At 68.6% G+C, this 12,918-nt stretch carries 15 protein-coding genes; 13 read left to right on the forward strand and 2 right to left on the reverse strand.

The annotated features are described in order from the left end of the window. The first annotated feature begins 53 nt into the window (after nt 1-53). From ACBJ59_RS42730 to truB, 4 genes are read left to right on the forward strand one after another with little or no spacing between them, the layout of a single operon-like run. Complete coding sequence (locus ACBJ59_RS42730) at nt 54-350, forward strand: DUF503 domain-containing protein (protein WP_375115814.1); 297 nt, start codon at nt 54-56, stop codon at nt 348-350. Between the two features lie 39 nt (nt 351-389). Continuing rightward, nucleotides 390-869: a 30S ribosome-binding factor RbfA gene (rbfA, locus tag ACBJ59_RS42735; RefSeq protein ID WP_364130411.1), complete on the forward strand. Its 480-nt coding sequence runs from the start codon at nt 390-392 to the stop codon at nt 867-869. After that, the gene (locus ACBJ59_RS42740; RefSeq protein ID WP_375115815.1) at nt 866-1,906 is read left to right on the forward strand and encodes a bifunctional oligoribonuclease/PAP phosphatase NrnA; all 1,041 of its coding nucleotides are present in this window, start codon (nt 866-868) and stop codon (nt 1,904-1,906) included. The genes rbfA and ACBJ59_RS42740 overlap by 4 nt, the downstream gene beginning before the upstream one ends. Next, on the forward strand, nt 1,906-2,778 hold the full coding sequence (truB, locus tag ACBJ59_RS42745) for a tRNA pseudouridine(55) synthase TruB (RefSeq protein ID WP_375115816.1): 873 nt from the start codon (nt 1,906-1,908) through the stop codon (nt 2,776-2,778). Before ACBJ59_RS42740 ends, truB begins: the two co-directional genes overlap by 1 nt. Nucleotides 2,779-2,927: 149 nt before the next feature. Here the strand turns inward: truB and ACBJ59_RS42750 are convergent, their stop codons facing one another. Further along, nucleotides 2,928-3,122, reverse strand: coding sequence for a hypothetical protein (locus ACBJ59_RS42750; RefSeq protein WP_375115817.1), 195 nt, complete (start codon nt 3,120-3,122; stop codon nt 2,928-2,930). A gap of 299 nt (nt 3,123-3,421) precedes the next feature. On the opposite strand from ACBJ59_RS42750, the gene ACBJ59_RS42755 reads away from it, so the two are divergent. From ACBJ59_RS42755 to ACBJ59_RS42765, 3 genes are all read left to right on the forward strand, one after another. Then, on the forward strand, nt 3,422-4,282 hold the full coding sequence (locus ACBJ59_RS42755) for a helix-turn-helix domain-containing protein (protein WP_375115818.1): 861 nt from the start codon (nt 3,422-3,424) through the stop codon (nt 4,280-4,282). Between the two features lie 112 nt (nt 4,283-4,394). Beyond that, nucleotides 4,395-4,607: a DUF397 domain-containing protein gene (locus ACBJ59_RS42760; RefSeq protein WP_375115819.1), complete on the forward strand. Its 213-nt coding sequence runs from the start codon at nt 4,395-4,397 to the stop codon at nt 4,605-4,607. A gap of 148 nt (nt 4,608-4,755) precedes the next feature. Next, a complete protein-coding gene (locus ACBJ59_RS42765; protein WP_375115820.1) occupies nt 4,756-4,962 on the forward strand; it encodes a DUF397 domain-containing protein in 207 nt (68 codons plus the stop codon). A gap of 13 nt (nt 4,963-4,975) precedes the next feature. Here ACBJ59_RS42765 and ACBJ59_RS42770 read toward each other — a convergent pair whose 3' ends face one another. Then, nucleotides 4,976-5,995 carry a TRM11 family SAM-dependent methyltransferase gene (locus ACBJ59_RS42770; RefSeq protein WP_375115821.1) on the reverse strand — a complete coding sequence of 340 codons (1,020 nt, stop codon included), beginning with the start codon at nt 5,993-5,995 and terminating at the stop codon, nt 4,976-4,978. An 82-nt stretch (nt 5,996-6,077) separates the two neighbouring features. Between ACBJ59_RS42770 and ACBJ59_RS42775 the strand changes: the two genes are divergently transcribed. The 6 genes from ACBJ59_RS42775 to ACBJ59_RS42800 all read left to right on the forward strand — a co-directional run bounded on the left by ACBJ59_RS42775 (nt 6,078) and on the right by ACBJ59_RS42800 (nt 12,797). Then, nucleotides 6,078-7,004: a bifunctional riboflavin kinase/FAD synthetase gene (locus ACBJ59_RS42775; RefSeq protein WP_375115822.1), complete on the forward strand. Its 927-nt coding sequence runs from the start codon at nt 6,078-6,080 to the stop codon at nt 7,002-7,004. Between the two features lie 198 nt (nt 7,005-7,202). Then, entirely contained in the window at nt 7,203-7,472 is a 270-nt protein-coding gene (gene rpsO, locus ACBJ59_RS42780; RefSeq protein ID WP_090945762.1) for a 30S ribosomal protein S15, read from the forward strand. A 291-nt stretch (nt 7,473-7,763) separates the two neighbouring features. Beyond that, nucleotides 7,764-10,103 (forward strand): polyribonucleotide nucleotidyltransferase, encoded by a 2,340-nt coding sequence (locus tag ACBJ59_RS42785; RefSeq protein ID WP_375115823.1) that lies wholly within the window; start codon nt 7,764-7,766, stop codon nt 10,101-10,103. Then, entirely contained in the window at nt 10,100-11,410 is a 1,311-nt protein-coding gene (locus ACBJ59_RS42790) for a M16 family metallopeptidase (RefSeq protein ID WP_375115824.1), read from the forward strand. The genes ACBJ59_RS42785 and ACBJ59_RS42790 overlap by 4 nt, the downstream gene beginning before the upstream one ends. Nucleotides 11,411-11,419: 9 nt before the next feature. After that, nucleotides 11,420-12,157: a 4-hydroxy-tetrahydrodipicolinate reductase gene (dapB, locus tag ACBJ59_RS42795; protein ID WP_375115825.1), complete on the forward strand. Its 738-nt coding sequence runs from the start codon at nt 11,420-11,422 to the stop codon at nt 12,155-12,157. Between the two features lie 163 nt (nt 12,158-12,320). Next, nucleotides 12,321-12,797, forward strand: coding sequence for a GNAT family N-acetyltransferase (locus ACBJ59_RS42800; RefSeq protein ID WP_375115826.1), 477 nt, complete (start codon nt 12,321-12,323; stop codon nt 12,795-12,797). Nucleotides 12,798-12,918 lie beyond the last annotated feature (121 nt).

The following is a 12,918-nucleotide window of genomic DNA, read 5'->3' on the forward strand; positions in this document are numbered from 1 at the left end:
GCAGCAGGCCGGGCGTGCGTTCACCACACCAGGCCAAGCGGTGGTTGACAACGATGTATGTGGGTGCTCTGACCCTGGACATCCTGCTCGGCGACGTCAGATCGCTGAAGCAGAAGCGCTCTGTCGTACGGCCGCTGATCGCCGAGCTGCAGCGCCGTTACCCCAGCATCGCGGTGGCTGAGACCGGCCATCTCGACCTGCACCGCAGGGCGGAGGTCGGCGTGGCGGTAGTGTCCGCCTCCGCGGGTAACTGCAAGGAACTGCTGGACGCCTGCGAGCGGATGGTGGCTTTCCGCCCCGAGATCGAGCTGCTGTCGGCCCGGCATCGGCTCTACAACGACGAAGATTGAACGACTGCACGGCCAGGTCGTGCGTGAGGGGGAGCGAACATGGTGGATGCCGCACGAGCGCGCAAGCTCGCCGATCGCATCCAGCAGATCGTCGCCGAGATGCTGGAGCGACGGATCAAGGATCCGCGCCTGGGCTTCGTCACCGTGACCGACACCCGCATCACCGCCGACCTGCGCGATGCGACGGTGTTCTACACGGTGTTCGGCTCCGACGCCGAGCGGGCCGACAGTGCCGCCGCCCTCGAAAGCGCCAAGGGGATCATCCGCTCCGAGGTGGGCCGCCAGACCGGCGTACGCTTCGCCCCGACGCTGACGTTCAAGCACGACCCGCTGCCCGACAGCGCCCGTCATCTGGACGACCTGATCAACGCCGCCCGGGCGCGCGACGCCGAGGTGGCGCGGCAGGCCCAGACGGCGTCGTACGCGGGCGAGCCCGATCCCTACAGGAAGCCCGACGAGGAGGGTGTCGACGCGGTGTCCGAGCTGAGCTCGGAAGTCAGTAGGGAAGACCAGGCGTGACGCCCGACGTACGCGACCGGGCCGACCGCCCGGCGCGCCTGGACGCGCGGCCGGCGGACACCTGCCCGATCCCGGAGTCCTCGTGGGATCGGGCGCTGCGGCTGATCAGCCAGGCCGACGAGGTCGCGCTGGCCTGCCATGTCACCCCCGACGGCGACGCGCTCGGCTCGATGCTGGCGGTCGCGTTCGTGCTGCGCTCGATGGGCAAGCGGGTGGTGGCGTCGTTCGGCGACCGGCACTTCGCGGTGCCGCGGCTGCTGCGGTTCCTGCCGGGGCAGGAGATGCTGGTGCCGCCGTCGGACTATCCGGCCGCGCCCGAGCTGATGATCGTGTTCGACTCCTCGACGTTCGAGCGGCTCGGGCTGCTGGGCCCCAACGCGGCCGTGGCGCGCGAGCTCGTCGTGGTCGACCACCACCCGTCGAACGCGGGGTTCGGCACGCTCAGCCTCATCGACGCCAAGGCCGCCGCCACCGCCATGCTGGCCGAGCAGCTCGTCTACCGGCTCGGCGGCCGGCTCGACCGGGACATCGCCACCTGCCTGTACGCCGGCCTGGTGACGGACACCGGGTCGTTCCGCTACTCCTCGACCACGCCGGCCGTGCACCAGATGGCGGCCAGGCTCGTGGCCACCGGGCTGCACACCGACGAGATCGCCCGCGAGCTGTGGGACCGCTCGCCGTTCGGCTACCTCAAGGTGCTGGCCGCCGCCCTCGACCGGGTGGAGCTGGAGGGCGGTCTGGTGTGGACGTACGTGACGCGGGTGGACCGGGCCGCGTACGGGCTGCCGTACGCGGAGCTCGAGGGAATCATCGACATCGTGCGCCGCACCGACGAGGCCGAGGTCACGGTCGTGCTCAAGGAGGACGACCAGGGCGACTGGCAGGTGTCCACCAGGTCCAAGGGCACCGCCGACGTGGCGGCCGTGTGCGCGGCGCTGGGTGGCGGCGGGCATCACAACGCGGCCGGGTACACCTCGCACGACACCGTGGAGGAGACCATGGCGAAGTTCCGGCGCGAGCTGGGGAAGGTTTCCTGATGGCCGAGAGCGGTCTGATCATCGTCGACAAGCCGGGCGAATGGACCTCCCACGACGTGGTGGCCAAGATGCGGCGCATCGCGGGCACCCGCCGGGTGGGGCACGCCGGCACGCTCGACCCGATGGCGACGGGCGTGCTGGTGATCGGCGTGGAGAAGGCGACCAGGCTGCTCGGGCACCTGACGCTGACCGAGAAGGTCTACACCGCCACGATCCGGCTCGGCGTGAGCACCAACACCGATGACGCCGAGGGCGAGGCCACCGCCACGACCTCGGCGGCCGGTGTCACGGAGGCCGAGATCCACAAGGGCGTCGCGGCGCTGACCGGCGAGATCATGCAGATCCCGCCGCAGGTCAGCGCGATCAAGGTGAACGGCCAGCGGGCCTACAAGAAGGCGCGGGCGGGCGAGGAGGTCGAGCTGGTCGCCAGGCCCGTCACCGTGCGCCAGTTCGACGTGCTCGACATCCGGGCGTCTGGTGACGTCGTGGACGTCGACGCGGTCGTGACCTGCTCCAGCGGCACCTACATCCGCGCGCTGGCCCGCGACCTGGGCGCCGCGCTCGGGGTGGGCGGGCACCTGACGCGGCTGCGGCGCACCCGGGTGGGGCCCTACGACCTCACCCTGGCCAAGACCATCGAGGAACTGGCCGGGGAGTGCGTGATCCTGCCGATCGGCGAGGCGGTGGCGGCGGCGTTCCCGCGCCGGGACGTCACGGCCGAGGAGGCCCGCGTCATCGGGCACGGCGGGCGGCTGCCCGCGGCCGGGCTCGGCACGGGCCCGATCGGGGTGTTCGGACCGGAGGGTGAGCTGCTGGCGCTGGTGGAGGAGCAGGGCCGGGTGGCCAAGCCCCTGGCCGTCTTCGTCGGTTGATTCCACGGTCCTGTGCTCCAGTGGACGACACCGGTTCTGACCGGGCACCGTGGCTGGTGCGGTGCCGGTCGTGCGGTGCCGCGGGATTACCGCGAGCTTCGCGGTAGAGGCTCCACAGCGCGGAGCGGCATACGCTGCGGGCCTCTCATCTATTCGTCGACCGGGGAACGCACGGCGAGCGCCGCGATGAGCGCGATGAGCGCGACGAGAACGATGGAGATGACTTCTCGGATCTGGTCTGGGCTGTAGCCGGCCTGGAGGCTGATGACCAGGACCAGGATGATGACGATGATGGGTTGCGGGGCCTTCGCCCGCGATGGCGGCTGCTGCCGCTGAATGCTCATGGTTGGTGAATCGCTCGATTCCGTTGAGAAGTCGCAGGGGCCGTCTCTAGAGTGAACGGCGAACTCTTGTGACTGGAGTGAGCGGACGACTCTGTCCAGATATGGTCCCGGCAGGCGCCGGGACACTTCCCTAAGTACTTGGCGGATCACGCAAGGAGCACCTCCTGTTAGTAGTGTCACCGGTACTTGTCACTGGTGAAAGACCGTGAAACCGTTTGGCAATTGCCACTTTCAAGTGGCATGCATTGTCTACCGAGAAAAGGGGATCGCGTGGGCATTGACGATCTTCGGGACGAGCAATGCCCACGACGAACCTGACGTTGCGCAGACGTCAGCTTGCAACCCAGCTGAAGAAGATGCGGCAGAACACCGGCATGACGATCGAAGAGGTCGCCAACAAGCTGCTAGTAAGCCCGACCAAGATCAGCCGTATGGAAAATGGGCAGCGTGGGGCGACTCAACGTGACGTCAGGGAGCTGAGCGAGATCTACGGCGTCAGTGACCAGGACATGGTGAACAAGCTGGTGGCCTTGGCATCAGAGTCACGCCAGCAGGGGCTCAGGCAGGAGTTCGGAGATCTAGGGGACGCCGCTATCTACACGTATATGGATATCGAGTCCGCGGCGTCTGCGATCACCGAGCTGCAGATCACATATCTACCGGGGCTGCTCCAGCTTGAGGAGTACGCGCGCTCGCTCATCCGCGGAATCCTTCCCGGGATCGCTTCGGAAGTGCTTGAGCGGCGGGTGCAGGCCCGGATGAAGCGCCAGGCGCGGCTGTCGGAGGACCCGCCGTTGCCCTATTGCGTCTTCCTGGACGAAGCGGCGCTCCACCGGGAGGTGGGGGGTCCTCGCACGATGTACGAGCAGCTCGACCACATCGTCCGGATAGCGGAGACGCGTCGGGTGACGCTGCAGGTGGTGCCGTTCCGCAGAGGGGCGTACATGGGGATGGACGACTCGTTCATGCTCTTCGAGCTCCGTGAGCCGACGCCGGCCTGGATCGTCTTCCACGAGGCGATCGACTCGGTGGAATATCTGGAAAAACCGGCGACCGTGGCCATCTATCGCGAGGCCATTGACCAGCTGCGGAAGACCGCACTGTCACCTGCGGCTTCCGTCAAGCTGGTCGAAGAGATCAGGCAGTGCTACCACACATGAAAATACGGATCTTGGCGTCTCGTGAGACCATTGCAAATTCTTGATCGGTTGCTTCAGCGGCGAATAGATCGCCCGTTTTTCGACGCTGAAACGGACAGACAGGGGCCTGGTGATGAAATCATCAGAGGACGCGATCTCACCGGCGTTGAAGTGGCGAGCCGCCAGTCACTGCAGTGGCGGTCAGTGCGTGCAAGTCGCCTACATCGACGGCATGATCGCCGTTCGCGACTCCAAGAGTCCTGAGAAGGGATACCGGCTCTACGCGGTCGATGCCTGGGCCCGCTTCGTCGAGGAGGTCAAGGCAGGCAAGCACGACTTGTTCTAGTCGCGACGCGTGGCCGGGGCTGTCGTCGCCAACTCCGGTTGTGTAGACGTGGGCACTAGTAGGGTGACTGCAAACTCACTGAAGCTTGGTATCGCGAGAGCGGTGTGTCGCGTACGGGCGTCACTGGCCGATCTCCAAGGGAGAGCGCATGGCGGACGGATCCTCTGCCCATCACGGTGCATGGCGGCGGGCGTGCAACGGTGGGAGCTGCGTGGAAGTGGCCATCTGCGACGGCCGGGTCAAGGTCAGGGACAGCAAGCGCGGATGTGACGGCCCGGTTCTCGACTTCAGCGACGAAGAATGGCGCACCTTTGTGGAGGCCGTGAAGAGCAACCGGTTCGACGTGCCGGAGTGATCCCGGGGAGCTCTCAGGCGGGTTTGCGGGCGACGATGATGTCGCGGACGATCGCTTGGTCCACCCAATGCTCGAAGTCTGGATAAGTCACGACCTCGAGGCCGGCGTCTCCCAAGATGTTCGCCAGCTCCGCGCTCTTGCCGCCGTAGGTGTTCCAGGCGATGCCCATCGCCCCGCCCGGCCGCAGCAGCTCGGCCCAGACCGGCACGGCCCGGGCGAGCAGTTCCAGAGGGCTTCGGGACAGGCCCGCGCCGCCCTTGCTGCCGTGCTGGACGCCGTAGGGGGCGTCGGTCACCAGGAGGTCGAACGAGCGCGGCTTGAAGAACTCGCGGCTCTTGAGGGTGTCGGCGTTGACCACGGTCAGGTGTTGCACGTCGCCGGCCTTGACCGCCTCCTTCGACAGGCCGAAGGTGACGTTGAACCGCCGCCCGGCCAGGGCCCGCTCGCGGCGCACCGGTACGGTCTCGGCGGTGTGCTTGAGCCGCTTGTTGCGCAGCCAGGTCTTGACGAAGCCGGTGTAGGCCTCGAAGTCCTTGGCGTCGACGTCGAGGCCGTAGGCGTCGTAGCCGTACATGAGGGCCTGGTTGAGGGTCGTGCCGCGGCCGCACAGCGGGTCGAACACCGACAGCCCGTCGGCCAGGCCCTTGTCGCCCGCCAGCGCGGTGACGTTGAGCAGCAGCTTGGTGAAGTGCTCGTTGGTCTTGCCGGCGTATTTCTGGATGGTGATCAGGTCGCTGCTCAGCCGGTCGCGCGGCCGCATGGTCTGCGGCCTGAGCAGCTCGCCCTCCATCCCGAAGACGGCGTAGACGGAGGAGAGGTTGGACAGCAGCGCGAGGTCGGCGTCGTCGAGCGGCCGGGTCGTCTCGAACGTCACGTAGGGGACGCCGCCGATCCGCGTCTCCTCGCTGTCCAGCACCACGCCGCCGAGGGCACGCGCGCTGAAGACGGCCAGCTCACTGCGGGTCAGCCGGATGGAGCTCTCACCGTAGACCCGGTTGAAGGCAGGCAGGATCAGAAGCGCGTAACGAGGCATGATGCCCGATGATAGTCCCCTCGATTGGAGGGAATGCCGAGCCGCATGGCAGGCTTGTACGGGTTGATCCGGCGACGAGCGAATGGGGCCTAGTGTGCAGGGTTCGGAGAGGTCTGTCGTCACCATCGGCGTGTACGACGGAGTCCACCGAGGGCACCAGCGGGTGGTCGAGCGAGCCGTCTCCGTCGCTCGCGAGCGGGGGCTGCGCAGCGTGGCCGTCACGTTCGAGCCGCATCCGGACGAGGTCGTGCGGCCCGGGTCGCACCCGCCGCGGCTGACCAGCGCGCGGCGCAGGGCCGAGCTGCTGGGCGGGCTCGGGGTGGACGAGATCGACACGGTGGCGTTCACGTTCGGCCTGTCGCGTAACAGCCCCGACGAGTTCGCCCAGAACGTTCTGGCCGAGCGGCTGCGCGCCGCGGTCGTGGTGGTGGGGGAGAACTTCCTGTTCGGGCAGGGCGCCAGCGGGGATGTAGAGACATTGCGGACGCTGGGCGATAAGTACGACTTCGAGGTGGAGGCCGTGCCCGAGCTCGACGCCGTCTCCTCGACCGCGATCCGCGAGCGGCTCGTCACGGGCGACGTGGCGGGCGCGGCGGACCGGCTCGGCCGCCCGCACCGGGTGGAGGGCGTGGTCGTGCGCGGCTACCAGCGCGGGCGCCAGCTCGGCTTCCCCACGGCCAACGTCGAGACCCCGCAACACACCGCGATCCCGGCGGACGGGGTCTACGCGGGATGGCTGGAGTGCGTTCCGGTGGCCAACCTGCCCGCCCTGTACGAGGGGGAGCGCTGGCCGGCGGCGATCTCGGTCGGCACCAACCCGACGTTCGAGGGCGTGCCGCGCACGGTGGAGGCGTACGCGCTGGACCGGGACGATCTGGAGCTCTACGGCGTGCACGTGGCGGTGGAGTTCGCGGCGCGGCTGCGCGGCAACACCCGGTTCGACTCGATCGACGAGCTGATCGCCCAGATCCACGCCGACGTGGCGGCCACCCGGCGCCTGACGACCTGACGCCCGGCGCCTGACGAGCTGACACTCGTCCATGACGGGCCGCCCGAGCACTGGACATGAGGTGGTAACCTTTCATGTCGGCTCTGTAGCGGCGGTGCTGCGCGCTGCCCATGACGGCCTTCACGCGGCGACTGTAGGCACGCACGGTTGTTCGCGACCTCATCTCATTCGCGCGTGTCCGTAGTTCGAAGGAGAGCCGTGTCCCTCGACACCGCTGCCAAGAAGACCATCATCAGTGAGTACGCGACGGCCGAAGGCGACACCGGTTCGCCCGAGGTGCAGATCGCGCTGCTCAGCAAGCGCATCAGCGAGCTCACCGAGCACCTGAAGACGCACAAGCACGACCACCACAGCCGTCGTGGTCTGCTGCTGCTCGTCGGGCGCCGGCGCCGCCTGCTGAAGTACCTGCAGAAGGTCGACATCCAGCGCTACCGTTCGCTCATCGAGCGGCTCGGCCTGCGCCGATAGCATGAAAGGGAGCGGCGTCCGCGCCGCTCCCTTCTCATATGGGGTAGGACCCCATAGGGCCAGGCGCGTGGCGGCGTGAAACAGCCCAGCGCCTGACGTAAAACTGAAAATCCGAGACACACAGCCCCCGCGTCCGTTCAGCACCATGCGACCCGCGACGCCTGCGGGCCGGTCCTCGGTAGTGGCTTCCGGTAAGAATGACCGGGCGCTTCGATCGAAGACCGGCGCTGCACCTAACGAGGGTGCCGGTGAGAAAAAGGGCGCGGGAGACCGACCACAAGGAGGTCCCCCGTGGAGGGTGTCCACACTGCTGAAGCCGTCATAGACAACGGCTCATTCGGCACGCGTACGATCCGGTTCGAGACCGGACGGCTCGCGCGCCAGGCGGCGGGTTCCGCCGTCGCCTATCTCGACAGCGACACGATGGTGCTGTCGGCGACCACCGCGTCCAAGAATCCGAAGGAGCAGTTCGACTTCTTCCCGCTCACGGTCGACGTCGAGGAGCGGATGTACGCCGCGGGTCGCATCCCCGGCTCGTTCTTCCGCCGTGAGGGCCGTCCCTCCGAGGACGCCATCCTCACCTGCCGGCTGATCGACCGGCCGCTGCGCCCGTCGTTCGTCAAGGGCCTGCGCAACGAGGTCCAGGTCGTCGCCACCGTCATGGCGCTCAACCCCGACCACCTCTACGACGTGGTCGCGATCAACGCCGCGTCCCTGTCCACCCAGCTCGCGGGCCTGCCCTTCTCCGGCCCGATCGGCGGCGTGCGCGTCGCGCTGATCGACGGCCAGTGGGTGGCTTTCCCGACGCACCACGAGCTGGAGCGGGCGACGTTCGACATGGTCGTGGCGGGCCGCGTGCTCGACGACGGCGATGTCGCGATCATGATGGTCGAGGCCGAGTCCACCAAGGACACGCTCAAGCTGGTCGCCGAGGGCGCCGTCGCGCCCACCGAGGAGACCGTCGCCCAGGGTCTCGACGCCGCCAAGCCCTTCATCAAGGTGCTGTGCGAGGCGCAGTCGCGCATCGCGCAGGTCGCCGCGAAGGAGACGGCCGAATACCCGGTGTTCCTGGAATACCAGGAAGACGTCTACGCCGCCGTCGAGGCCGCGATCAAGACCGAGCTGGCCGCCGGGCTGACCATCGCCGGCAAGCAGGAGCGCGAGAACGAGCTGGAGAAGGTCAAGGCGCTGGCCGCCGAGAAGCTCCTGCCCGAGTTCGAGGGCCGGGAGAAGGAGATCTCCGCCGCGTTCCGCTCGGTGATGAAGAAGCTCATGCGCGAGCGGGTCGTCAAGGAGGGCATCCGCATCGACGGCCGCGGCACCAAGGACATCCGCGCGCTGTCGGCCGAGGTCCACGTGGTGCCCCGGGTGCACGGCTCGGCGCTGTTCGAGCGCGGTGAGACCCAGATCATGGGCATCACCACCCTCAACATGCTGCGCATGGAGCAGGTCATCGACACGCTCAACCCCGAGCGGACCAAGCGCTACATGCACAACTACAACTTCCCGCCCTACTCCACCGGCGAGACCGGCCGGGTGGGCTCGCCCAAGCGCCGCGAGATCGGTCACGGCGCGCTGGCCGAGCGGGCGCTGATCCCCGTGCTGCCCACGCGCGAGGAGTTCCCGTACGCCATCCGCCAGGTCTCCGAGGCGCTCGGCTCCAACGGCTCCACCTCGATGGGCTCGGTCTGCGCCTCCACGATGGCGCTGCTCGACGCGGGCGTGCCGCTCAAGGAGATGGTCGCGGGCATCGCGATGGGCCTGATCGGCGAGGGTGACACCTACGTCACGCTGACCGACATCCTCGGCGCCGAGGACGCCATGGGCGACATGGACTTCAAGGTCGCCGGCACCAAGGACGTCATCACCGCCCTGCAGCTCGACACCAAGCTCGACGGCATCCCGGCCAGCGTGCTGGCCGGCGCGCTCAAGCAGGCCAAGGGCGCCCGCCTGGCGATCCTCGACGTGATGCAGGAGGCGATCGACTCCCCGGCGGAGATGAACCCGACCGCGCCGCGCATCATCACCATCAAGGTCCCGGTCGACAAGATCGGCGAGGTCATCGGCCCGAAGGGCAAGATGATCAACCAGATCCAGGACGACACGGGCGCCGAGATCACCATCGAGGACGACGGCACGATCTACATCGGCGCCACCGACGGGCCGTCCGCCGAGGCCGCCCGCTCGGCGATCAACGCGATCGCCAACCCGCACATGCCGGAGGTCGGCGAGCGCTACCTGGGCACGGTCGTCAAGATCGCGGCGTTCGGCGCGTTCATCTCGCTCATGCCCGGCAAGGACGGCCTGCTGCACGTCTCCCAGATCCGCAAGCTGCACGGCGGCAAGCGGATCGAGAACGTCGAGGACGTCATGAGCGTCGGCGAGAAGGTCCAGGTCGAGATCGCCGAGATCGACGGCCGGGGCAAGCTCTCGCTGGTGCCGGTCGAGGTCATCGAGAAGGAGGCCGCCGAGAAGGAGGCGAAGGGCGCCACCGGTGGCGAGGGTCCCGCCGAGGGTCCCGAGCAGACCGAGGACGCCGCTCCGGCCGCCGAGGAGAAGTCCGACCGGCCGCGCCGCACCCGTACGCGCGTGCGCAGCACCCGCAGCGATGGGGACGACCGGAACTCGTGACGACGACCACGCTGCACCCCGGCAAGGACGGAGCCGGGGTGGTAAGGCGCACCGTCCTCCCGGGTGGGCTGCGCGTGGTGACCGAGACCATGCCGACCGTGCGGAGCGTCGCGGTCGGCATGTGGGTCGGCATCGGCTCGCGTGACGAGGCCCCCGAGCACATGGGGGCCACCCATTTCCTTGAGCACCTGCTGTTCAAGGGCACGCCCACGCGCGACGCCATGGAGATCTCCGCCTCCATCGAGGGGATCGGCGGCGAGATCAACGCCTTCACGGCGAAGGAATACACCTGCTACTACGCGCGGGTCCTCGACGAGGACCTGCCGATCGCGGTCGACGTGCTCGCCGACGTGGTGACCAGCTCGCTGGTGACCGACGAGGACGTCGAGTCCGAGCGGGGCGTGATCCTCGAAGAGATCGCCATGCACGATGACGACCCCTCTGACGTGGTGCACGAGCAGTTCGCCGCCGCGCTCTACGGTGACTCGCCGATCGGCCGGCCCATCCTGGGCACGGTCGACTCCATCAACGCCCTCGGGCGGGAGCGGATCGCCGAGTACTACCGCCGCTACTACCGGCCCCGCCGCACGGTCGTGTCCGTCGCCGGCAACATCCGGCACGAAGAGGTCGTCGAGCTGGTCACCCGGGCGTACGAACGGGCCGGGGCGCTGGTCGGCCCGGCCGAGTTCGCGCCGCCGCGCACGAGCGGACCGGGTGCCGAGACGCACTCCGGCGTCGCGGTGCTCGACCGGCCCACCGAGCAGGCCAACCTGGTGCTCGGCACGACCGGCCTGTCCCGCACCGACGAGCGCCGGTTCGCGCTGGGCGTGCTCAACGCGGCGCTAGGCGGCGGCATGTCGTCCAGGCTGTTCCAGGAGATCCGGGAGAAGCGCGGCCTGGCCTACTCCGCCTACAGCTACACCTCGGCCTACGCCGACACCGGCCAGTTCGGCATCTACGTGGGCTGCCTGCCGTCGAAGATCGACGACGTGCTCAAGATCTGCCGGGACGAGGTGTCCAGGGTGGTGGCCGAGGGCCTGAGCGCCGACGAGATCATGCGCGGCAAGGGGCAGATGCGCGGCGGGCTCGTGCTCGGTCTTGAGGACACCGGCTCGCGCATGTCGCGCATCGGCAAGAACGAGCTGGTCTACGACGAGCTGATGTCGGTGGACGAGGTGCTGTCGCGCATCGAGTCCGTCACCCCCGACGAGATCTCCGAGGTGGCCCGCGACGTGCTCAACCGGCCGCTCACGCTCGCCGTGATCGGCCCGTACGGCGACAAGGACTTCACCGACGCCGTCCGATAGGGTTTTCCTGTGATCAGGGTAGGTGTGCTCGGCGCCCAAGGGCGTGTGGGCGTCGAGGTGTGCAAGGCGGTCGAGGCGGCCACCGACATGGAGCTGGTGGCCGCGCTCGACAAGGACGACCCCATCGAGGGCCTGTCGGGTGCCGAGGTGGTGGTCGACTTCACCCATCCCGACGTGGTCATGGGCAATCTCGAATGGGCCATCGGCCACGGCGTCCACCCCGTGGTGGGCACGACCGGGTTCGACGAGGGGCGCCTGCGGACCGTGCGGGGCTGGCTGGCGGCCAACCCCGGCACCAACTGCCTGATCGCCCCCAACTTCGGCATCGCGGCCGTGCTCATGATGCACTTCGCCCAGCAGGCGGCCCGCCACTTCGAGTCCGTCGAGATCGTCGAGCTGCACCACCCCAACAAGGCCGACGCGCCCTCCGGCACGGCCCGCCGCACGGCGGAGCTGGTCTCCGAGGCACGGGCCAAGGCCGGGATGGGCGCGATGCCCGACGCGACGAGCACCGCGCTCGACGGCTCCCGCGGGGCCGACGTGGGCGGCGTGCACGTGCACGCGGTGCGCCTGTCCGGGCTGATCGCGCACCAGGAGGTGCTGCTCGGCGGCGACGGCGAGATCCTCACGATCAGGCACGACACGATGAGCAGGGCCGCCTTCACCCCGGGCGTGCTGCTCGGCGTGCGCAGGGTGCGCGAGCTGCCCGGTCTCACCGTGGGCCTGGAGCCGCTGCTCGACCTCTGAGGTCTCCACGCCGCACGCGACATGACCGCACACGACGTGCCCACGCCCGAACAGGCCGTGGGCACGTCGTGAGGAGAGGGTCCCGGCTCCGCACAGCCGGGCCTACGATCTTCAACCCTAATACGAGCTGCGACATCCGCCCGAAACATGAGATCGTGTCGCCATGGTGCGATGGGCGGAAGCGGGCGAGCTGCCCGGGCTGGTCTCCATCGAGCTGGCCGCCGACCGGCTGTTCGAGCAGGTGGGCATCGTGTTCCCGCCCGGCACCACGATGATCGAAGAGGTCGACGACCCCAGTGCCGTGCTGGTCGAGGGGACGCCTCCGGCCGGCTTCGCGCTGATCGGATGGGTCGACGGCAACCTGCACCTCGACCAGCTCGCCGTGCACCCCGGCAGCATGCGCCAGGGGATCGGCGGGCGCCTGGTGACGGCCGTGATCGACCACGCGCGGGCCGCGGGCGCGCCGGCCGTGACGCTGACGACGTACCGGGACGTGTCCTGGAACGCGCCGTGGTACGCCCGGCACGGCTTCTCCGTGATGCCCGAGGCCGAGTGGGGCCCGGAGCTGCGGGCGCTGGTCGAGCACGAGCGCGAGCTGGGCATCGAGGTCGCGCCGCGCGTGGTCATGCGCCGCGCCTGACCCTGACCCCGTATTCCCCATTCGAGGAGTGGGTTTGACCGGCGACGGAACGACCGAATACTCTCATGCGCCAATTGGATTTTGCCGGTAGACACTGCAGCTAGGCGGGTTGGCCGGTCGC

The sequence above is a fragment of the Nonomuraea sp. MTCD27 genome (assembly GCF_041950495.1).
Classification (GTDB): Bacteria; Actinomycetota; Actinomycetes; order Streptosporangiales; family Streptosporangiaceae; genus Nonomuraea.